The organism is Sphingomonas yabuuchiae (genome assembly GCF_001477495.1).
Taxonomy (GTDB): domain Bacteria; phylum Pseudomonadota; class Alphaproteobacteria; order Sphingomonadales; family Sphingomonadaceae; genus Sphingomonas; species Sphingomonas yabuuchiae_A.
On sequence record NZ_LDTF01000017.1, the window covers coordinates 1 to 20,930 of the forward strand.

A 20,930-nucleotide genomic window follows, 5' to 3' on the forward strand; every position below is an offset into this window, starting at 1 on the left:
CACGACGGGAAGATCGCAGATACCCTGCTTGACCATCTTGGTCCGCACACCATTGTGCTGGCGGACAAGGCCTACGACGCAGACCGCATCCGCGAGCTGATCCAGCAGCAAGGCGCCACGCCCAACATTCCACCCAAGAGCAACCGCCGCTGGAAAATCTGCTTTAGCAAGCGGCTCTACCGCGAGCGCAACCTCATCGAGCGCTTCTTCTCCAAGCTGAAGCACTTCCGCCGCGTCGCCACCCGTTACGACAAGCTCGCCGGCAACTTCCTCGCGATGGTCCAGCTCGCCTCCATGAGGCTGTGGCTGCGCGCTTATGAGTCTACTACCTAGTGCAACGATTAATCCGGTGCCTTGGCCTAGGGTATTCAAGCCGCATTTGCCCCCACGTAAGCCTATGCCGCGATCATGGCTATGAACAGTCCGGATGCGCCGCTTCGGAATGTGATAGCATTGATTGTGGTGTATAGATGGTCTTAGCGAACGGGCGGTTCGATGACTCGGCCGAAACCGGCGGGCTTAGCGAAAGGGGTGACATTGGCCTTCCGGTCAGTCTCTATGCTTACTGACTTGGCGGCTATAGCCTTTCCGACCAAATCTGAATTCAGATTCATTAAGCTAAAAACTCCACGGACGACGTGAACGGTTCTGACCATCGCTAGCCCCCCGACCAAGCCAAATAATCCAATCATTGCTGCTGAAGTATCGAATGTCCTCAAATAAGGAATTTGGAGAGAAAACTGCCAGCTCAATGATTTTCCAACGATGGCTAAGCCGACGCTAAGAAAATCAAGCGCCAATAGTACGCTCCAAAAGGTCATTTGTAGTGAAAGTGCTCGGCGATAGCGTGCGAGATCAAAAGCGGTTAACCCGTCAGGCTTCAAGATTGTTGCGGTAAGGAGCATTGCTGGGAACAGGACGGCAGACTGTATGCCGAAGAACGTGATCAGCTCCGACGAAACTTCTTTGAGCTTGGCGCCCGTTACAAACGCTGCGCAAAGCCCAGACGTGACTAGGGCAACGCCAAAATCCCACCGTCGCAGAGCGAAGCGGATCCAACGGCCATCTTTTTTACGGCTGAATTTTGCCATTGTTGACAAAGCTGTCGTAAGCCTCCCTCAGGGCGCGCTCGACGTCCTCAGGGTCTAATAGACTACCTTCTTTGAGGACGCGAGCGGTATACGAAAGGCGAATGTCACGACCTGATTGCCTACCGCTTTTGCTGACCGCTCTGATGTCACCATCAGGCAGGTTGCGCAGCGCCCGCTGCATCGGCTCCCGACTCACTTCGCGTCTGCGCAGCTTATACCCAATCTGTACCACCACATCTAAGTCAGCACCATCCGGCACGGAATCGAGCAGTTGCTCCACATCGGCGTCGCTGTTCATCACGGCCCGAAGCACTTCTCGCATTCGAGTGGCCCACGCATGTTTCCTTTCAAGTCCACGATATTCTTCAACTTCGCGAGCTGGCTCGGCGCCTCTTTGTGGTTGGGCTGGCGGTGGACCGGGAGGGGGAGCTAAGGGCGACCCTCCTATAATGATTGAGCTAATATCCTCGAGGTCGCCCCCAACTTCGTCCGCATCCAAGACGGGGTCGAGGATCACGACGGCAGGCTGGCCAACCATTTGACTGCGCTCGTGCAGCAGCCACGAGAGGTATTCTTCAAGCTGTTTGGTGCCGATTGAGCGCGACTGTAGGACCATCACGTGGTTGCCACGGACCAACCAGTACATCATTGAATGGAGATATTCACGACCCTCAGGGGCAGGCATCTGTGAAACGTTAAGGCTCGGCGTATTCTCTGCTCGTTCGAGCAGCGCCTGCATGTGGCCACGGGTAAAATGGGTCAAATCGGCGAAGAAATGCCCGCCGCCGTTACCATGCAGATTGATGAAGTGCGTATCTTGGGCATCAGGGGGTAGCAAGCGAGTCCTGCGACTCCAGTTTTGCCGTAGCGGCCCACCGTCGGCTTCAACGTCCAGCGCGTCGTTAACGTAATCTTCTAAAGTCCGGCCTTGGAGAACATCATTTTCGTCTCTGAAGCGTCGGTAATGGATCGTTACGCTTTGACGCTCTGGCATCAATTAAACTCCCGGGGCCGAATCGCTGTAGTGCTTGGCTAGGGGAAGGCTAACTTGAGTTTTAAAAGAGTCGAGTCAGGGGGGGCGTTTCAGCTAACTACCATCGCCTCGACGATTGCCTGCATCAGCACATGACGCGGCACCGGGACCCCGACGGACACATAGCCGGGGTTCTGTGCCGACCGCGTCCCGTACAGGTCTATCCACTTACGCCCATGCTGCCGCCATGCACGCTGGAGCGGCACGACGGGCAGCAACAGGCACATCCCGGCTGGGGCATAGGCGTACCCGATGAAGTCGGCCGCCAACGGCTTCTGAATCCACCCAGGCACCCGGCGCGCTTCGTCCGACCACCGCTCAAGCAGGACGTCCGGCCAGTCGTGCATCCGCACCTTCTCGTCGACGGTGTAGGTTCGCCCGCAGGAAAGTGTCAGCAATCGGTCGATCCCGCCTCGCTGCGCCCACCCATCTTCGCGGACAGCCACCGCGGAAACCATCGTCGGGAATGCCCGGCGATACATGGGTATCCACCAATCGGCGTCCACAAAGCTCTCTGACAACGCCAGGCTATCTCGAAAGCGATGCACACGCGGAGAGCCCGCCGCTCGACGATCGCGAGCGGCGGGCCTGTGTTCCATGCGCCGGGACGGGACCGGGGGCGTGATTGGCTCAGGAGTGAACGTCATCCGCCTCCATGGGGTCGTCTTCTTCCAGATCCTCGGGTTCGAGGTCCGTATCGCCGTCCAGCTCGTCCATGCGGTCGATCAGTCGTTCAGTGATCCGCGCCAGTTCGGCACGGGGCAGGGAAGGGATGGTCGCCAGCACCGCATGGGGCGATGCGACCCGGTCCAGTCGATGCCAAGGACGATGGCGCGATCGGCGCCAGGGCATCGCACGATTGGCGCTGGGCGGCGGCGTGACGGCTGCGTGTCCCATCATGCCGCCTCCCCATAGTGCCGTTGCTCGATGGTCTGGCGCACCGCTTCCGCCCGGTCAGGATGCCCGACGATCTGTGCCATCAGTGGCGTTAGGTCGTCCGATGGACAGTCCTGGATGACCAGCCACAGCTTGCGGTCGGACGTCAGCGCATAGCCGCCGCCGATCTGGACGAGGGCGTGAAGCCAGGCCGTGGGGTTGAAGGACGTGGGGTTGGGGAGGGTGGCCATGTCAGCGTACCCCCTCATCGCCGATCGGCGCAGCATCTGGTAACCAGCGCTGAACCTGAAGGGCGTGATAGTTCAACTCAGCGGCCACCTCGCGCGTCCGCCAATCGCCGTCAGGCAGCATTTCAGCCAGCTTGGTGATGCAGTTCGGCAGTGCGACCGCGATCATCTCGTTCAGGTCCTGAAGATCACGTGGCGGTGCCTCGTCCCCGTCGCTGGCGATGAGGTCATGGTGCGCAGCCAGCCGCATAAGGACGGCCAGCACGTCAACCGCGTCCAGGGGCGGCTCGTGGATGATGGCGGACGTGAGCGCGGAATGCTGGCGACCCCATGCCCGCGACGGCATCATGTTCTTCGCGTTCTGTGGCGCGCGATCCGTTGCTTCACCCCGTTGGCCTGCACGCTCGAGCATAGCCATCAGGTCGCGGATCGGCGTGCGCGCTTCGACATGAAGCCCACCCGACAACAGCCGACGGGCGTGCAGCATCAGCCGGTTCGCGTTGTCCTCGTCGATCCCGGTCTGTCCGCCGCTCGCCATATGGGTCAGCAGGCGTTCGAACTCCGGCCAAGACGTCGGCACGGCCTGGTCTGCCCGGTCGGACGCCTCGCACATCGCTTGGGATGCCTGTTCGTACTCCGGGGTGTCGTCGGCGTCATCCGGCAGGGAGTTAAACCGATGAACGGCCTCATCGTGCGCGTCGAGAAGTGCGCAGAAGGTTTCGCTGGGGGTCCTCATGGATCAGCCCTCCTTGTTCGCGATGCGGGCGGCATCAGGCAGCAGGACGTCGAGCACTGCGACGCCGTCATCCATCTGCCGGGCCATCATGAAAGCCAGCTTGGCATGAAGGTCCGCGGCCGTTTCGCAGGGGAACAGCGCCACATCCCATTCGGTGGTCGCCATGGCGTCAGCCAGCGCGTTCGAGCGGTCATAAGCGGCCCGCAGGCCAGTCTGACGTTTCAGCCGCTGTGCCTGGCGGGTTCGGTGCAGGTCGGCCGCGACGAGGCGACGCAGTTGCACGCTGCTGGGATGCCGACGGCCCGGATCACCGCGCACGATGTCCCGAGCGAAGCTGACAGCGGCGGGTTCAGCCGTCGTCCAAAAGGGGCTGTTCTTGATGTCGACCGTCACATGCGGGACGGCTTCGACCAAAGCGTCGGTGCGCGCCTTCAGCGGGTCATAGGTGGCCGTGTCGAAGTCGTCGCATTGACGCTTGGCTTCGTCTGCGGCGGCGATCAGCTTGGCCAGGGCAGGGCTGACGCCCAAACTAGCGGGCATGGTTGAGGCGACGGCCGGGACGGTGGCGGCAAGCGCGACGAGGCCAGCGCCCCCGAACAGGGCGCGACGGGTGGTTTCGGTGGTCATCGTTCAGCCCTCCGCCCGCAGTGCGTCGGCCGCGATCATCCGCAACGCCGCCTCGTCGATCGCGCAGTCTTGGAGATAGTCGAGCAAGGCGTTGATCTTGATGCCCACGGCGGCGCGGTTTGGCGCTGGCGCGGCAGCGAGTTGATAGACGGTCTCACGCTCGATCCGGACGGCCGCGTTCATCGTCTCGCCTGGGACGCCGCCCGGCGTCGCATTGTATCGCCGAACGGTTGCGTGCGCCTCAGTCCAAGCAGCGTGCGCGCGATGCCATTCGGCATGCTCGGCTTCCTGTGCCTGCGATTTGTCCGGCGGGGTCGACAGCCTGCCTTCCACCTCATCAAGGACCGTGCTGATCTCGACCAGCTTCTCGGAGGCGATCTGGTGCGTGCACCACGCGCTGAAGGCGGCATGATGCATCGGCGATGCCGGGTCATTCAGCCGCCCGACCACCTGCTCCATCAGTTCGCTGTTGGCGTTGTCCATCGTGACGATGACGCGCTCGATCGCGAGCGACATGTCGGCAATGGCCGTGACGGGGTCGGTCACGGTTGCCGCGATTGCATAGCTGGCCATCGTTCAGCCCTCCCGCGCCATCAGGCAGCCGTTCGACGGATGCCGGGTGAAGAGACGCTCGCAGGCGTCGGCAGCGATGACAGCTTCGATCGCACGCTGCTGACGGGCATTGGTGGCGCGGTGTTCACCGGCCAGCGAACGGGCATAGGCGCCGGGCTTCCCGGTGCGCAGATGCTGGCGGGCAAGATCGACGGCGCGGCCGGTCGATTTGCTCAGTCCGTTTGAGGCACAGGTGATCTTGGCCGGACGCACGGCGTCCGGTAGGGGGGCAGTAGCCATAGTCGTTCCTCCAGAACGGTTGTGGTCAGAGGCGGCGCGGGGAGTACCAGTCCCTTGCGCTGCTTCGCTTTATGGGATATCCCATTATTATGGACGGGTCAATAGGGGATATCCCGAAAAAGAGAGGGCGTAAGCCTCAGGGCGGTCGCCAAGAAGGTGTGCTGGTAAGAATGCCAGCCGAAGAACTTGCTGGCGTCGATGAATGGCGGGCAGATCAAGGCGATCAGCCGACACGTCCCGAAGCTATCAGGCGCCTTGTTCGGAAGGGGCTTGAGACGCGTTAATGTAAGTGCCGCTTACGCCTTAGCGCACCAGAGGCGTCGGTGTCCGCTTGGCGAAAGGCGAAAACACCTGACTCGACTGCCGTCACCACGCAGGCCGGATCTCAGGCAATTTACAGCATTATCATAAAGTTGATCTGGCGAAATTGAACGCCGGGGCGCTTGAGGTATTTCGCTTCCATGCCCCGCTCCGATCAAGCCGACTCTTCGCTCCCTCGTTCGTTACGCTTTCTGTCCGGCGGCGGTGAGGCTGCTCGCCTGATCCTGGAACGGGATTGGACCGGACACCCCCTTGGTAAGCCCGAGACATGGCCTGAGGGACTGAAGGTCGCTCTGAGCCTCCTGCTCAATTCCCCGGAATCAATGATCCTCGCATGGGGACGGGACGAGCTGACGTTCTTTTTTAACGATACCTACATCCCACTGCTGGGGCCGCGACGCGACTGGGCGATGGGGACCCCGTTCAAGGACGTGTGGTCGGACGCCTGGGAACAGGCCAAGCCCATCATTGACCAAGCCTTTGCCGGTCAGAGTCAGCGGTTCAATGATTTGCCGTGGAAACTCGACACGGATCGTGGCGCTGCTGACACGTGGTTCACCTTCTCTTATTCGCGTGTCCTGAACGCCGAAGGTGAGATTGCAGGCCTTTTCATCTTCACCAACGAGACGACCGCACGTGTGCTGGCAGATGCTGCGCTGAAGGAAAGCCAGGCCCAGTTGAAGGCCGCGAACCTGATCCTCGAACAGCGGGTGGAGGAACGCACCGCAGAGCGGGACCGCGTATGGCAGCTGACCAATGACTTGATGGCGACAGCACGACTGGATGGCTATCTGGTTCAGGTGAACCCAGCTTGGACACGGCTGCTTGGTTGGGCGGAAGTTGAGTTTCTTACACGGCCCTTTGTCGAATTCGTCGACGCGGCGGATCATGCTGAAACTGCTCGGGTCGTCGCACAGCTGGCGGCGGGAGAGATCGTCACCGGCTTTGTTGATCGCGTGCTGGCGAGCGACGGCAGTTTCCGGACGATCATGTGGACAGCCGTGCCGGATGTAGGTTCCGACCTGTTCTACATCATCGGCCGCGATCTGACCGAGCAACACCGAACCGAAGAGGCGCTGCGCCAGGCGCAGAAGATGGAGGCGGTGGGTCAGCTTACGGGCGGCCTAGCCCACGACTTCAACAATCTACTCACCGGGATGATGGGCAATCTCGAACTACTTCAGCATCGCGTTGCGCGAGGGCGGCTTGAGGATCTTGATCGCTTTATCCTCGCGGCTCAAGGCGCGGGCCGTCGCGCGGCCTCGCTGACGCAGCGCCTGCTGGCGTTTTCCCGCCGCCAAACGCTCGATCCGCGCCCTACCGACGTCAATCGGCTGATTAACGGTTTAGAGGACATGCTTCGCCGGACGATGGGGCCGGAAACTAGCATGGAAGTGGTCGGCGCCGGGGGGCTGTGGACGGCGTGCATCGATGCAGGTCAACTTGAGAATGCCTTGCTCAACCTATGTATCAACGCTCGCGACGCCATGCCTGATGGAGGGCGACTCACTATCGAGACGGCCAATAAGTGGCTGGATGACCGCAGTGGGAGGGAACGGGACCTGCCCCCAGGCCAATACCTATCCATCTGCGTCACCGATACCGGGTCCGGAATGGATCAGCACACGATCGATCGTGCGTTCGAGCCATTCTTCACGACCAAGCCGCTGGGGCATGGGACGGGCCTAGGCCTGTCGATGATCTACGGGTTCGCCAGGCAATCGGGTGGGCAGGTCCGGATATATTCCGAGCTGGGTATGGGGACGACCATCTGCATATATCTGCCGCGTTATGTGGGCGATGCCGAAGATGACGTGGAAGAGATGGTGGCCGCGTTGCCCGATCATGGCAGCGGCACGATCCTTATAGTCGACGATGAAGCGACCATCCGGCATCTGGTCGACGAGGTGCTGGACGAGGTGGGCTACACCGTCATCGGCGCGGCAGATGGTGCCGCAGGGCTGAAAGTGCTGCAATCCGGTGCGCGTATCGATTTGCTTATCACGGACGTCGGGTTGCCCAACGGCATGAACGGACGACAGGTGGCTGACGCCGGGCGATCGCTGCGTCCCGGCCTGAAGGTCTTGTTCATCACGGGATATGCCGAAAACGCAGCCGTCGGGAACGGGCATTTAGAGCCAGGCATGGAGCTTCTGACCAAGCCGTTCACCCTCGATGCGCTGACCAGCAAGGTCAACGAGATGATGGCGGCAAGCGCATAAAGCTCCACCGACACTGACTCAGTCTATCGGCTGCCCTTCGTGTAACGCTTCACTCAATGAGTCATTATTAGCCTGGCAATCTCACAGCCCCGCATGAGCGCTATACGGAGCTAGGGATTGATCCATGTGTTGAACGGCCATGGATGGGCAACGCAAACCTACCGCTGCCGAAAAGGCTGACCACAAAATCACTTCTGAGGTGAATGGCGAGCGCGACAGCTGGCCAGTTCGTCTAATCGGCGCGGCCAGTGAGATTGGTGATCAGTCGCAGATGCAGATAATCTGCGCAGCCACGGTCGCAGACGGTATCGCGCGCCGGGATCTGCACCTAACCAGCACGGGCTTCAGGATGCTTGCGGCGCACACGCTTGCCACCTGGGCCAAGAGCCGGATTAAAGCCGTGATCAACCGCAGGCGCCCGAAGGACGGTAATGATCCAAGGCTGCGGGAAGGCGATAGCGACAGTCACGACGAGAATTCGTTCCCGTCTGGTCACAGTGCCGGTGCGGTCGCGGTCGGAGAGGCAATCGCGCGAGCATATCCAGATCATGCGGCCGCGGCCCGTGGTGCCGCACTATCAGTATCCGTCGTACAGGTGCCGCGCGGAACGCATTATGCGGGCGATGTCCTGGCCGGGATCGCCATTGGCCTGATCGCTGAACGAATGAGCGATGCGGCGATCGATTTAGCGGTGCGATGGGTTAAGCGGGGGCTTGCAAAGCCGCAGTGTTCGATCGGTGGCGACGACGCGACGCCGGTCATCAGTCTTGCAGGGGCGCTGTCGTCGCCTCGGCTTCAGCAAGATGGCAAAGACGTGGGATCATCCCAACCGCGTTTTATTGACCTGAGTTTATTGCATTAACTCAGCCAAGAGGCCCTTATGCCTCATGATGGGATCGCCCCTGAGGACGGAGCTGTATGACGTCGTGCCTACACGTCTGCGATGTAGAATGGCTTGATGACCCAAATGGGTGACATCGACCTGCCTGACGGCATCGAGGAGCGGCATGTGGCACCTGTGCGAGGAATTCGGGCGCACGCCAGTCCGCTTGCATTCATCGTGCTAGGCACGGCTATGGCAGTTGCGGCGACTGGGCTGCTCGGCGGTACACCAGCGCCCGTCACGTCTGTTTCTGCGCCCGCCGCTTCATTGGAATTGAAGGTCGCCCGGCCGCTGCGTAGCGGCTTGTTCTTCGAAACCCATATCCGGGTCACCGCCCGACAAGCCATTGCCAAGGCCGTAATTGGCGTGGACGCATCCCTATGGCGCGATCTGACCATCAACAGCCAAGTACCAGCCCCCGCCAACGAGAGCTTCAAGGACGGGCAATTTCGCTTTGAATATGGCCCACTGAAAGCGGGGGAGACGTTGGAGGTCAAAATAGACGGCCAGACAAATCCGCCACTAATCGGGCGCGTAGCAGGAAACGTCACGCTTCTGGATGACGACACCCCCCTGACCAAGGCCCATGTCACCATCCCGGTCCTGCCATAATGGACATCGTCCTACGGGCTTCCGTCACATTCGCGGCGCTCTACTTGTTGCTGCGGTTGCTGGGGAAACGCGAGATCGGCCAGCTGACGCCATTCGAATTAGTGGTCATCGTGGTGATGGGCGACCTGGTCCAGCAAGGCGTCACGCATAATGACTTCAGCCTCACCGGATCGATCCTGGCGATCGCCACGTTCGCCTTCTGGGCCTTGGTAATGAGCTGGGCGACCTATCTCTCGCCCAGGCTGGAAACGCTCTTGGATGGTCGGCCGCAGGTCATCATTCGAGATGGCGAACTGATCGAGGCGAATCTCCGCCGCGACCGCATCACGCGCGCAGAGGTCGAAGCCGAGATGCGCCTAGCGGGCATCGCCCACATGAATCAGGTCGCCTGGGCTATCCTGGAGACGCAGGGCAAGATCAGTTTCATCCGCAAAGATGGTGGTGAGGTGAAGCCCGACGACGATGACGCTGGTACCGCGTAACGCCATGCGCTCCGTCACGATGGCGGAAACCCTGTCTCGGACAAATCGTTCGGCGGGGGTGTAGGAGAAGATCGATCGCCCATGCCAGCAACGTCGTCTATTGCGACGGACCAAACAGCCCCCACGCTTTCGACATCATCCCGCTTCAGCCGCGAAACGGGACACTTGATGCGAAATGCCCGATCTGTCGGGGATACGGGCAATGGAACACCGAGATCGATCTGGTCAGCTTTCGGTGCAAGCGGGCGATATGCGATTATTGCCACGGGGCCGGGTGGATCGAGACGGGGAATGACCCGGTTGGCCATGCCGACATCACCATGTCGCCAGAAGGTTATCCGCAATGGGTGATCGCATTTGAGCCGCACCAAGACCCAGAGCGTCCTGTATCTGATCCGGCAGCCCCGCTGTCGCCCAACCAGATCGATCGCTAGGCGGCTCATTCAACAGGCGTCTTCCTTCGTTCGACCAAGCCGCCATAGGCAGCGATTGCCCCGACGACAATTTCGGACACCAAATTGATGGCCTGCGCATGCCAAGCATGATGGCCGCTGTTCGCCATGTCGGAACGTGCCCGCAAACCGTTATCGTGCAAGTCGGAGGGTTGGAAGCGACCAACAAAAGTGTCAGGCTCAGATTAATTTTAATAGGCGTGCGTATTTGGCGCATTGCCGCCAGGAGCTAGTCAGGGAATAACTTCGACACCAACGGAAAATTGGGGGGCGGCGCAATGCATCATGGGCTGATGACAATTTTGACCGTTAGTCTAGCACTCGGTGGATGCGGGGCACCCAAAGCATCCCAAAATCAGACTGTTGATCGACCGGCTGTTGAAGCCCAAGCTTCGATTGATTCATCTGCAACAGGTTTCAGCGAAGATGAGGCCCATGACCGGGCCACTGACACCCTGGCGTCCATGTCGTTCGACGACGTAGCTGACGGAACCATGTGCACGGGGGACTGCGAAGGCCACGACGCCGGGTTCGAATGGGCGAAGGAGAATGGCTATACTGATGCGTCGTCTTGCAGCGGCGATAGCCAGTCCTTCATCGAGGGATGCGAGGCGTACGCGGCGGCGTTCGAGCGACAGGTGCAGGAAGAGCTGAAGGGTGAAGCGGACGCCACCTAATTACTGTTCCGCTCCGTGGGTGCCCGCGTCAGGTTGACGCTGGTGGGCACGAAACGGCCACTCTTGCCCGCATCGACAAACTGGCGGACGAACTCCTGCGCTTGCTGGTCGATCTTACGGGCAGACGCAGGTGTGCCGTCGTAGCGCAGGATACCGTCAAGCGTGCGGCGGGTGGCGGCTTGCTCACTCGCCTTCGCCAGTAGATTTGAACCGCTGTCCAGAACAGTGCTGAATCCGGGCACGAACGCGCTGACGCGGGTCCCTGCGCCTTTAAGAAAGTTCAAGATCTTCATCGCTGTCCCGCTCGGGTTGACCGTGCCGCTGATCGGGATCGTCGCGTTGCCGATGATCCGACGCAGCTTCATCAAGCCATTGAACTGCTCCTGATCAAGCAGTTCGCGCAGTTTCAGTGGGCCAAACCGCTCGATCGCACTGTTCAGCTTTGCACCGCTGACCACATCGCCGATCTGGCCATTGCCGTGGTTGACGTTACGCGAGATTGCGCTGTCGAAAATGTCTGCGAGGCCCTGATGCTGAATCGCCGCCCATGCCTGCCGAGACGATGGTGTATTGCTCGACAGCAGCACCGCCTTAACCCGCCGCAGGTTGGACACACCGTCCTTGCCAGCGCCCAGGACCTGAGCGATTGCTTTCTCGGGCAGATGGACGTCGGTTTCGGTCCCGCGCTTCACTGCGATCAGGTTGTCGATGATGTCCTTGGCGTTGAACGTCTGGCGCTGCTGCCGATGAGCGGCGCGGGCAGCTTGATAACGCGCGCCGACCATCCCGCCTTCGTCGCTTGATTGCGCCAGCGCGGCTTCCAACGCATCGTCAATCGCGGGCTTGATGGACTGCGAAAGCCGAGAATCGTCCTGAAGGTAGAGGCTGTTGATTGACTTGCGCAGGTCTTCGGCATTGGCGGCCGTCAGCTGGCGGGGTTGGCCACGAAAAGATACCGTTGAGCCGTCGTCGAGCGTGACGCGCGTGATGCCAACCTCGTTCATGGGCGCGGCTTCACCGATCAGCGCATAACGTGCCAACTCCTCCTCGATCGACTTCTTGACCAGCGGCTTCACGCGAGCGCTGATCAGAACATCGGTCGCGGCATTGCGGATGCCGTCAGTTTCGAGGGGGAGGGCTACCCCACCTGCCTCTTCGGCTAGGCGGTATAGGCGCGCAACACCTTCCTGCCCGGCGTCCCGAAGGTCGCGAACGGCGTCGCGCACTTGCTTACCGCGATCAGCAGCATTGCCAGCATCAGGGCCGAATGCCGAGCGGAACCGCGTTATTGCGTTTTGAATCTGCTCCTGCTGCTGACGAAAGAACCCGCGCGCCTGTTCGCCTTCGTTCGTGGCGGACACACGCAGTGAATTCTCGTCGTTTTGGACCCGGAAGTCTTGTTCCGCCTGTCCCCGCGTAAGCCGAATGCCTTCGCTAGCTGCTTCGTCATAGCGCTGGTGCGGTGTCGAAGGCGGTGTGTTGTCGACCTGGCGAGGAAGACGATCGCCGATACCGTCGACAATGGCCTGAGTGCGATCGTTGAGGTTCGACGGTTGGGGTGACTGGGGCTGCTGCTGCACAGGTCTGGACGCATCGCCTTCCATCCCTTGCGGGCGATTGCGGGCGGCTTCCCGCGCCGTCTGCCGATCAGCAGGACTGCGAGGATCACGATTCCCCGACGCCCGCACACGAGCATAAGCATCCAGCACGTCGCCTTCGGTCGTTCCCGCGCGCATCGCCATGTCGTAGGCCTCAGGCGTCAGGCGGCCGTCGCGACCTAAGGCGACGGCAGCGGGCACCCGTGTTGCGAACGCTCGCGCCGCGCCAACGGCGCCCCCTATGCCCCCAGCCAGGCCGCCAACGATTGCGCCAGGCGTTCCCGCCACATCCCGCCCGCCTTCAGTTCCCAGCCCGCTGGTCATGCCCGATACGGCATCGACGGCCGGGTTGGATGCCACCTGACGTGCGACATAGCCCGTCATGCCGCCCGCTCCACCCGCGAGCGAGCCAATGCCCGCGCCTGCAAGGCCTGTCGCACCACCTTCCGCTATAGCGCTCAAATAGTGTTCAAGTTTAGTGACCGGGGCGGGCGCACCCGACCACTCGCGGAACGTTTTACCGAGATCCGTGCTGAGGTTGCTGCCGGTCAGGTAATTGATACCGGCGTTGAGCGGGTTCGCGACGAAGCCAAGAGCGTTTCCAACACCCGCAGCGACGTCTCCGACACCTCGGTACAGGGCCTGCCCAACTGTCTCGGGTGCAGGCCCCACCTCGGGCATCTCATTGACGGTGCGAACACCAAACTCCCGGCCCTGTCGCGCGGCCGCCAGCGCCTGGTCGATATTCGGCACCGCGGCTGGATCGATTCCCTGTGATTGTAGGAAGGCGTTGATGTCGTCACGCGACGCCTGCGCCTGAATAAGAGAGGTCAGTCGCGCGCGAATGGCCTTGTCGTCCATCCGTGTCGGCTGCACTTCCGCATTCGCAGGCAGCTCTTCAAAGCCTTCCGGGATCGGATCGATCTGCGCGTCAGCGGGCAATTCCTGAAAGCCGCTGGGTACGCCGCGTCGATCGTCGACAACCTGACCGGGCGAATTTACCATTATGCAGCACACCCCGCAGACGGCTTGGGTGCGCGTCCATCACGGGCCACCTCATTTCGGACGGCGCTTCGGACCAGTTCAGAAAGTGACATCCCGTCACGTGCCGCCTTATCGGCGGCTTGACGTAGCAAGATGTCACTGGCCCGAAGTTGAATTTTGGCGTTGAGGGTTCGCGTGGTCATGATTGGCCCCTGATTGCTTGGGGACCTTTGTATGGCATCTGTCAGACACGCTCACCGGTGTCTTTTGGTGTCCTATCACGCCGCTTGATAGGTGTTCCGGTCCTTTGCAGGGCGGCAGAATCGAACCGTGATCAGACGCTCATTGCCTGATACGGGGGGCGGCGCCGGATCTGGCTCCCAATCATTCACGAAGTGCAGGCGCACACCGGTCTCGTTGCCCGTTGTGGTCGATTCCAATCGTTCAATGCGGCGCTTAATCGTCATGATCGTCTCTCCTACAGGTCGTCGTCGCCGGGCAGCATGCAGGCGATAAGCCGCTGCTGACCAGGGTTGCGGGTGCCCTCGATTGCCGCACGATAGGCGTCAGGGTGCATGGCGTTGGGGTAGGTCCCAGCGGATTGGCTGAAGGCTTCCTCATATCGCGCGATGGCCGCTTCACGTTCGGCCGGTGACAGCCCGCTTCCGTCGGTGCGCTCCTCGAGCTTGGTCAGGCGGGTACGCAAGGTCATGCCATCATCCCCCGTTCGCTGAGCCAGTGGCGTGCCTCTGCATTCTGACGTGATAGGTCGATGGGTGCCCCGGATTGGACGCGCTGCCACTCTGCATCGGCTTGGTTTTTCTCGGCCTCGGTCAAGGACTCTCCCAGCCAGCGACGGATGTGCGCAGGGAGCGGGCCAGCGGCTGACTGCTCAAGGCGGGCGAGTCGGATGTTAATAGAGGGCATCAGTTCTTCTCCTCCAATGCCGCGATCCGGGCTTCCAGATCGCCAGTTTCAACAATTGCCTTGTGTGCCGTCAGCAGCGCCATGATGCGGCCGCCTTCGTCCGGGGTAACGTCGCCTGCGGATATTGCCGCCAGGACAGCCGCTGACGCCTCGACCGCATCGGCGGCCGATCGAACCGGGGGCAGTTCGATCGATACCGGCGCGTCCCGACGGGGCGGGGCCAGCCGATCCAGGCATAGGCGCAAGGCAACGGTGTCGCCCGCCAGTGCCTTGTCGATCGCTGCCTTGGTTAGGGCTTCGTGCTGGCCCTCCAGCAGCGCTTCGATGGCGCGAGTGACACGGTGACGCGCGCCCTTGGGTTTGCCTGGGTTGCCCTTCTCGAACGGCTTGCCACGCGTAATTGCGCGCTCAGTTCGCGCCTCATCGTTCATCAATCGGTTCCTTCGAATGGATCATGGGGCAGGGGCTCAAACCCCGTCTCACCCGGTGCGAGGATCATCCCTGGGACGGTGCGGTGAACACTGCTGTGGGTGGGGCTATCGTTGCCTTCAGGGACGGGCGCGGAGCCCTGAAAGGCGGCGCCCGTCCCCTTACGTAGTAAGGGGGTGTGTGTTGCCCGCGTTTCCGCCGAGGGGTTCCCTGCGTTTCCGCACCGTGTTTCCGCGCCGTTTCCCGCAGCGTTTCCCGCACGTTCGCGCAGGCCATAAACAGGCTTGCGATCGGCCCCTTTCCACAGCTCGGCACGCTCGATTTTGCCCAGTCGGAACAGCCGATCCATGGCCCGTTCCAGGCGCTCTTTGCCGACACCTTTCGCCTCCGGCATGGTCGCGAAAACGACCGGAGCAAGGTTGCGACCGGTCTTCTCCGACACCGCACGCTGCTGCCGCGTCCGCTCCGCCAGGCACTTCAGGAACACGGCATTGTCATTCGCATCGCGGGCGATCGACGCCACCTCGGCACGCTGATCTTCCGATAGATCGGCATCTACCACTAGCGCGAAGTCATGCCACCGGAACGCCAGTTGCTGATCTGGCCGGGCGTAGTTCGCCTTGCCTAGCGTCAGGACGCGGGCATCGGGATCAAGCCCATCCTCGGGACGCTGCAGGACGATCTGCGAGCGCACGGCATTCAACCAGGCCGTCGACCCCGAATAGCTGTCACCCGCCTTGTTGGGGTGAGCAATCAGCACGATCGTCACGCCAAGTTCGCGGCAGAGCTGATAGAGCAGGTTGATGAACGCCGTCACCTGACCACGGTCATTCTCGTTGCCGACATACAGGTGACCGACGTTGTCGAGGACGATCAGCTTCGCCTCGGTCTTCTCGATCGTTGCCCGCAGCAACTGGAAGGCGGGGGCGGGGTGCAGCCGTCCCTCCGCGTCGAACGTCGCCAGTTCGTTGTTCAGACGCCCCCGGATGGATACGACATTGAGGCGGCCAGCCAGCCCCTCCAGCGTCGTGCCGATGGCATTCGCAATCTTGCGCAGCCGCCAATGGTTTTCCCGGTCCTCGTCTTCAGCGGTGACGTACAGCGCCGGGACGGCATCGACCGCCACGCGCAGCATCGGCACCCCGGTAGCGGCACAAGCACACAGCTGGAGCCCGAACGTCGACTTGTTCGTGCCGCCAGGACCGGTGAACAACGTCACTTCGCCTTCTGGAATGACGCCGGTCATGACGAACCGCTTCGGGGTCGGTTCGACCTTGGCCCATGCGGCAAGATCCGCGACTGGGAAGGTATCGGCCGGAGCAGCGGTAGCACTGGGGGCGGTCTCTACCAGCGCAGCCAGCTCAGCCGCATCACCATCCCAGTTGAGCACGTCACCCTTGTCGGGGAGGCGGGGCAGGTGGACGATGACCGGGCGGCCTTCCGCACGCTCGACGTCGGCCTTCACCTTCTCCGCGAGCTGGGTGCCGGTGTTGTCGTTGTCGGGCAGGATGATGACCGACCGGCCTTTAACGTAACCGGAGAAGTCAAACGCGCGCCAGTCCTTGCTGGACGTGGCGATCAGGCCCCAGGACGCAAGGCGATCGGCCTTCGCCTCACCCTCTGCCATATAGATGGCTGCGTCCTTGGGTGCGTTCGCCAGATCAGCCAGGCGATAGGGGACCTGATCGTCGCCACGGCCCCATCGCCAGCCACCTGCACTGTCAGGACGGTCATAGGCGAACTCCTTACGGCGATCGCCACGTCCCGGCTCGATCCGGTGCTTGCGGTACAGGAGCCTGCCGCCCGCATCGGTGAACAGGAAGGTTGCGACGATACGCTGCCCAGGATGGAGCTTGATGGCGTGTTCGCGTGCCCGGTCGGGGATGAGGCCTTCGCGGACCAACCATGCAACGGCACCGCCCTTGTCGAGCCCGCAGGTATGGCGCAGCAATTCGAGCGTGCCGCCCGACTGGTCTGCCTCGGTGTCCTTGAACGCGCCCGTCTTGGAATAGACGATACGTGCACCCTGATTGCCCCAGCGCATCTCGCCAGGCTTGGAAAGCCGCTTGTTCGGCTCACCCCAGACGCGCCGCGCAACCGCTCCGATCAGCGGCCCGAACGAAGTGGCATCGGGCGTGTCCATGCGAGGAGCGGCACTCATGCGTATCGCTCCACGATCGGCAGGTCATGCTCGACTGACAGACGGTGGGCATAATCTGATGCCTGATGCGACTTAGTGAAGCGCACGCCCACGCCGCCGCCGCCCATCGGGGCCTTCACACCTACTATATACCCGCCCGCAATCGGGAAGACGCTGACGCACCAGCGCTCCGACTCATCACCCAGCCCGCGCAGTTCGATGAGTTCAGCAGACGGGCGCAAGCCGTACAGCCGCTTTTCGTCCGGTGAGAGTCGTAAGCGCGCTCCCAGCCGCCCCTTCGGAACGGGCTGGGCACGGTACCAGGCGTCAAGCGTCGGATAGCCGACGATCCCACGATCCACGCCCAGGACGCGATCAAGGCTGCGTGGCTCATTCACCTGCCGCCGCAATGCGGTGACAGCGGCGATGGCGCGGGCCTGCACTTCGGGCGTCTGACGCGACGCGATGGGAGTAATGGTGCCGCTCATAGGTCAACCACCATCATGCTGATCCCGGTGCGCTTGGCGACGCGACGCAGGAACTCGTCACGTGCCAGACGGTAGGCGGGGAGATACTTTCGACCGCCAGGCCCCATCGGCATGCGAGGGGACCAATCGGCTTCAAGCTGCTGGTTGGCGAACCGGAAGGAGACGGTGAACCCGTCCCCGACCGGCGTGGCGCCGCTGAACATCTCGATGTTCATCATGCGGCACCGCCTTCCTGGGCATCGCAGTCGTTCGCTGCGTCCGCCTGAAACTGAGTGATCCGCCAGACGATCGCCTTCGCGCCGCTGACGTTGCGACGACGCAAGCCAGTATCGAAGATCGCTTTGCGGTCCTTCAGGGCCGTGAAACGGGGCTGCAAGCTGTACCGGGGATACCCGGCAGCAGCGCAGGTTTCGTCAACGGTAAGGCCATTGGGATGGGCGCGCAGCGTCTTCATGACGATGCGCTCAAGGTGGCCAGCGGCGTCCGCAATGGATGCCCATGCTGCGGCCGATGTGTCGGTCTGGCGCATCACCGCATCCCCTCGTTGTAAGAGGGAAGGGCGCCCCAATGCAGGGACGCGATCAGTTCGGCACGAAGACCGGTCAATCCGAACGCGGTATTCAGCCGTTGAAGCTGAAGGGCGGAGGTGCTATTTCCAAACTCGTCGCAGCCAAGCTGACAAGTTTTGGGAAGCCGCACGGTGCCAGCCGGGCGGCTTTCTCGCTTAATAGGGCGCGAGTGCCCCTTACTGGTTGCCATGGCTGATCACGCAGCCTCGCCAAGCAGGGCGCGGCGCGCGCTGGCATCTGTGATTAGCCGCTTGCGGCCAATCTTGACTGACTCCAGCTGACCTGACGCGATCAGCTCATAAGCCTTGGTTTTTCCGACACCGTACGCGGCGCAGAAGTTTTTGATTGGGTGAAGCACAGGCTGCATTTGTCGCCTCCATCATGCTGGCGAACGCCAGCGGGCGACAGCGAATTAGCCCCTATTCTAAGGCGCCTTCAAAGGAAGTATTTACCACAAAACTTCCCATTGGACCGTATGCGATATGATCGTCGCCTAACCACGTGATTGCGCCGCCTTATGCTCAGTCGCGGCAAGTTGGTATTGACGACCGTCCTCCGACAGGGATCCCTTCAAGCTAGGGTGTTTGGGCGAGCTCGTCCAAGCCGGACGACGGTTTTCGGCTCCTGCTATTCGAGCTGCCGCCAACTTCCGCTCCAAGACGGATACCCCAAAAACGGCCTCAATTTCCCTTTTCCAATGTTTCGTGCTGCCCCATTCTGCCAGACCAAATGCCTGCACTATTGCATTACGCCGTTCCGAAAGCGCTATTCCTCCGGCTTCGAGATAAGCGTCCCACCGTAGCGCAGCATACTTTCCCCAGAGAACCCGAGCGGGCCTTAAGCGAGCAGGAAGCCTTGCAAACAGACGCGGATCATCACCCTGGCTTATTGCAGTAGCCTCGAATGCGGCGCTGAGGAGGCTCCCAGGATGCGGGATGAGGCTCTGATTTATCTCTTGTTCGAAAAATAGTCCCGATACCATTTTGATGCGGTTGGCTAAGAGCCGGAGAGTTTCCTGTCGGCTATCGCTGCATGGGTCGCCATACGCCTCACTTAGCATTTCTGACCCGCAAACGAGCGCCGCAAATAGCGTCGACCGTTGAACAAAATCCGAGATAAGGGCCGTTCGATTAGGCCCCTGCGGCAAAGCGAGAATGTCTTGGCGCGCCGCCAATAGGCCTTTCAAGTCACCTATCAGCTGCTCCATCTCAAGGTCAGTGGGATCCTTTGACATAAGCCCCCCACGCCTCCAGCAACCCGCGCCGCATGTCGAGGAACTTAGCACGCTTGTACGCCCGGATCACCTTGTCCGGCACGACGTGCGCCAGAGCAGCTTCGGCAACTGCGTCGGGCACCTCTGGCATCTTCTCGGCTGCCCAGTCCCGGAACGAGCTGCGGAAGCCATGCACGGTATAGGCGTGTCCTGCATCACGCAGGGCCTTGCTCAACGTCATATCGGAAAGCTGCTCACCTTTACGGTTGGGGAAAACGAGGTCGTCGGGCTCGTGGCCGCCTTCCTCGAAGATCTGCTTCAGCAGCGCGACAGCTGGCTTGCTCAGCGTGACGGTATGCGCGGTCCTGGCCTTCATCACCTCGGGCGGCCGGTGCCACTCCGCCTTGTCGAGGTCGAAATGCTTGCGTCGTGCCGACCGAACCTCGCCCGAGCGGGCGGCTGTCAGGATCGTCAACAATAGTGCCTGGCGCCCTTTGGTTGGTGCTCCGGCATACAGCTCTGCCACGACGGCAGGTACTTGATCATAGGGCATGGCGGCGTAATTCCCGCCCTGAGCCTGCTTGGCCAAGCCTACCGTCACCGACTTGCGCGGCGCCTCACTCTTCCGCCATCCCTTCGACTTGGCGAAGTCCAGCACCTTACTGATGCGGAACCTCACCTTCCGCGCCATGTCGGTCTTGCTGGTCCAGATCGGCGCGACGGCGTCCCGGATGTGCTCGGCATCGATCCGGTCGACACGCATCTTGCCCAATGACGGATAGGCGTGGTTCTTGAGCGAGCTGAGGAAGACGGTCGCGGTCTTCTCCGACCAGCCACTCTTCAGCGCGTCGTGTGTCGCTTTCGCGGCTTCCTCGAAGGTCGGCACCTTGCGGCGCTCGCGGTCGCGTTCAGCGATCGGGTCGAGGCCGGACTTGGCGGCCGTGCGCAGCAGCCCGGCCTTCTCCCGCGCCTCGCTGAGCGTCAGGACCTTCTTATGCAGAATCGGGATGGCAATCGGGGGAGGGGTGTTGCGATCCGCACCGACGCGACTGGTCGTGTCGACCGAGCCCAGGCCAATGTCCCGCCGCTGCCCATCGACCTGCACGCGCAGCAGCCAGGACTTTGCGCCAGTCGGCTTGGCAAGCAGGTACAGGCCATCACCATCGGCATGGCGTCCCGGCTTGGCGTTCTTGACCGACAGGGCTGTCAGCTTGCCCATAATGCTCCCTCAACCGTTCCCTCACTATATCGCGGCTTATAGCGAACGTCTACGAACGATTGCGGAACAAATGGCCTTTGTCTGTTCTCCCCATAGGAGGGGGAGCGGTCGGGAACGAACGGTGGCGGTCAATTAGTTAGATACCGGCCAGGGGCACCATTTCCGGTCGAAACCGGGCACTGCGCGGAGCGAATTGTCGTCGCTTCGCATTCTCTCCGCGAAGCCCGTCACCGAAATGGTCGATCGTTCGG

The 20,930-nt window shown here is 61.5% G+C and carries 25 protein-coding genes; 6 read left to right on the forward strand and 19 right to left on the reverse strand.

Annotated features, from left to right (window positions below):
• Positions 1 to 333, forward strand: a 333-nt coding sequence (locus NS355_RS04995; protein WP_153008050.1) for an IS5 family transposase, incomplete at its 5' end; no start/stop codon positions are given.
• 143 nt (positions 334 to 476) lie between these two features.
• Here the strand turns inward: NS355_RS04995 and NS355_RS18570 are convergent.
• The 9 genes from NS355_RS18570 to NS355_RS05035 all read right to left on the reverse strand — a co-directional run bounded on the left by NS355_RS18570 (position 477) and on the right by NS355_RS05035 (position 5,463).
• The gene (locus tag NS355_RS18570; protein WP_153008051.1) at positions 477 to 1,091 is read right to left on the reverse strand and encodes a hypothetical protein; all 615 of its coding nucleotides are present in this window, start codon (positions 1,089 to 1,091) and stop codon (positions 477 to 479) included.
• On the reverse strand, positions 1,072 to 2,085 hold the full coding sequence (locus NS355_RS05000; RefSeq protein ID WP_153008052.1) for a hypothetical protein: 1,014 nt from the start codon (positions 2,083 to 2,085) through the stop codon (positions 1,072 to 1,074). Before NS355_RS05000 ends, NS355_RS18570 begins: the two co-directional genes overlap by 20 nt.
• 89 nt (positions 2,086 to 2,174) lie before the next feature.
• Entirely contained in the window at positions 2,175 to 2,570 is a 396-nt protein-coding gene (locus NS355_RS05005) for a hypothetical protein (RefSeq protein ID WP_244489562.1), read from the reverse strand.
• A 184-nt stretch (positions 2,571 to 2,754) separates the two neighbouring features.
• Entirely contained in the window at positions 2,755 to 3,024 is a 270-nt protein-coding gene (locus tag NS355_RS05010; protein WP_153008053.1) for a hypothetical protein, read from the reverse strand.
• Complete coding sequence (locus tag NS355_RS05015; protein ID WP_244489563.1) at positions 3,021 to 3,251, reverse strand: hypothetical protein; 231 nt, start codon at positions 3,249 to 3,251, stop codon at positions 3,021 to 3,023. The genes NS355_RS05010 and NS355_RS05015 overlap by 4 nt, the downstream gene beginning before the upstream one ends.
• 1 nt (position 3,252) lies before the next feature.
• Complete coding sequence (locus NS355_RS05020; protein WP_058744694.1) at positions 3,253 to 3,984, reverse strand: hypothetical protein; 732 nt, start codon at positions 3,982 to 3,984, stop codon at positions 3,253 to 3,255.
• 3 nt (positions 3,985 to 3,987) lie between these two features.
• Positions 3,988 to 4,611, reverse strand: a complete 624-nt coding sequence (locus NS355_RS05025) for a hypothetical protein (protein ID WP_058744695.1) — start codon at positions 4,609 to 4,611, stop codon at positions 3,988 to 3,990.
• A gap of 3 nt (positions 4,612 to 4,614) precedes the next feature.
• Entirely contained in the window at positions 4,615 to 5,157 is a 543-nt protein-coding gene (locus tag NS355_RS05030) for a hypothetical protein (RefSeq protein ID WP_153008054.1), read from the reverse strand.
• 30 nt (positions 5,158 to 5,187) lie between these two features.
• Positions 5,188 to 5,463, reverse strand: a complete 276-nt coding sequence (locus NS355_RS05035) for a hypothetical protein (protein ID WP_153008055.1) — start codon at positions 5,461 to 5,463, stop codon at positions 5,188 to 5,190.
• 461 nt (positions 5,464 to 5,924) lie between these two features.
• Here NS355_RS05035 and NS355_RS05040 point away from each other — a divergent pair, with 461 nt between their 5' ends.
• From NS355_RS05040 to NS355_RS18580, 5 genes are all read left to right on the forward strand, one after another.
• Complete coding sequence (locus NS355_RS05040) at positions 5,925 to 8,006, forward strand: hybrid sensor histidine kinase/response regulator (protein WP_058744698.1); 2,082 nt, start codon at positions 5,925 to 5,927, stop codon at positions 8,004 to 8,006.
• A gap of 139 nt (positions 8,007 to 8,145) precedes the next feature.
• Entirely contained in the window at positions 8,146 to 8,868 is a 723-nt protein-coding gene (locus NS355_RS05045; protein ID WP_058744699.1) for a phosphatase PAP2 family protein, read from the forward strand.
• A gap of 105 nt (positions 8,869 to 8,973) precedes the next feature.
• Positions 8,974 to 9,501 (forward strand): hypothetical protein, encoded by a 528-nt coding sequence (locus NS355_RS05050; RefSeq protein WP_153008056.1) that lies wholly within the window; start codon positions 8,974 to 8,976, stop codon positions 9,499 to 9,501.
• Positions 9,501 to 9,983 (forward strand): DUF421 domain-containing protein, encoded by a 483-nt coding sequence (locus tag NS355_RS05055; RefSeq protein ID WP_058744701.1) that lies wholly within the window; start codon positions 9,501 to 9,503, stop codon positions 9,981 to 9,983. Before NS355_RS05050 ends, NS355_RS05055 begins: the two co-directional genes overlap by 1 nt.
• 745 nt (positions 9,984 to 10,728) lie before the next feature.
• Positions 10,729 to 11,112, forward strand: a complete 384-nt coding sequence (locus tag NS355_RS18580; RefSeq protein WP_153008057.1) for a hypothetical protein — start codon at positions 10,729 to 10,731, stop codon at positions 11,110 to 11,112.
• Here the strand turns inward: NS355_RS18580 and NS355_RS18585 are convergent.
• From NS355_RS18585 to NS355_RS05110, 10 genes are all read right to left on the reverse strand, one after another.
• Positions 11,109 to 13,715 carry a hypothetical protein gene (locus NS355_RS18585; RefSeq protein WP_153008058.1) on the reverse strand — a complete coding sequence of 869 codons (2,607 nt, stop codon included), beginning with the start codon at positions 13,713 to 13,715 and terminating at the stop codon, positions 11,109 to 11,111. The two genes, NS355_RS18580 and NS355_RS18585, sit on opposite strands and share 4 nt — an antisense overlap.
• A gap of 257 nt (positions 13,716 to 13,972) precedes the next feature.
• Positions 13,973 to 14,161: a hypothetical protein gene (locus NS355_RS18590; protein WP_153008059.1), complete on the reverse strand. Its 189-nt coding sequence runs from the start codon at positions 14,159 to 14,161 to the stop codon at positions 13,973 to 13,975.
• An 11-nt stretch (positions 14,162 to 14,172) separates the two neighbouring features.
• A complete protein-coding gene (locus NS355_RS05075; protein ID WP_058744705.1) occupies positions 14,173 to 14,406 on the reverse strand; it encodes a hypothetical protein in 234 nt (77 codons plus the stop codon).
• Positions 14,407 to 14,620: 214 nt separating this feature from the next.
• On the reverse strand, positions 14,621 to 15,052 hold the full coding sequence (locus NS355_RS05085; RefSeq protein WP_058744707.1) for a DUF5681 domain-containing protein: 432 nt from the start codon (positions 15,050 to 15,052) through the stop codon (positions 14,621 to 14,623).
• A complete protein-coding gene (locus NS355_RS05090; protein ID WP_084787544.1) occupies positions 15,052 to 17,211 on the reverse strand; it encodes an AAA family ATPase in 2,160 nt (719 codons plus the stop codon). The genes NS355_RS05085 and NS355_RS05090 overlap by 1 nt, the downstream gene beginning before the upstream one ends.
• Positions 17,208 to 17,678, reverse strand: a complete 471-nt coding sequence (locus tag NS355_RS05095) for a hypothetical protein (RefSeq protein WP_058744709.1) — start codon at positions 17,676 to 17,678, stop codon at positions 17,208 to 17,210. Before NS355_RS05095 ends, NS355_RS05090 begins: the two co-directional genes overlap by 4 nt.
• Complete coding sequence (locus NS355_RS05100) at positions 17,675 to 17,896, reverse strand: hypothetical protein (protein ID WP_058744710.1); 222 nt, start codon at positions 17,894 to 17,896, stop codon at positions 17,675 to 17,677. The genes NS355_RS05095 and NS355_RS05100 overlap by 4 nt, the downstream gene beginning before the upstream one ends.
• The gene (locus NS355_RS05105; protein ID WP_058744711.1) at positions 17,893 to 18,207 is read right to left on the reverse strand and encodes a hypothetical protein; all 315 of its coding nucleotides are present in this window, start codon (positions 18,205 to 18,207) and stop codon (positions 17,893 to 17,895) included. The genes NS355_RS05100 and NS355_RS05105 overlap by 4 nt, the downstream gene beginning before the upstream one ends.
• A gap of 236 nt (positions 18,208 to 18,443) precedes the next feature.
• The gene (locus NS355_RS18595; RefSeq protein WP_153008060.1) at positions 18,444 to 18,614 is read right to left on the reverse strand and encodes a helix-turn-helix domain-containing protein; all 171 of its coding nucleotides are present in this window, start codon (positions 18,612 to 18,614) and stop codon (positions 18,444 to 18,446) included.
• An 847-nt stretch (positions 18,615 to 19,461) separates the two neighbouring features.
• Complete coding sequence (locus NS355_RS05110) at positions 19,462 to 20,679, reverse strand: tyrosine-type recombinase/integrase (protein WP_058744712.1); 1,218 nt, start codon at positions 20,677 to 20,679, stop codon at positions 19,462 to 19,464.
• Between the last annotated feature and the right edge of the window lie 251 nt (positions 20,680 to 20,930).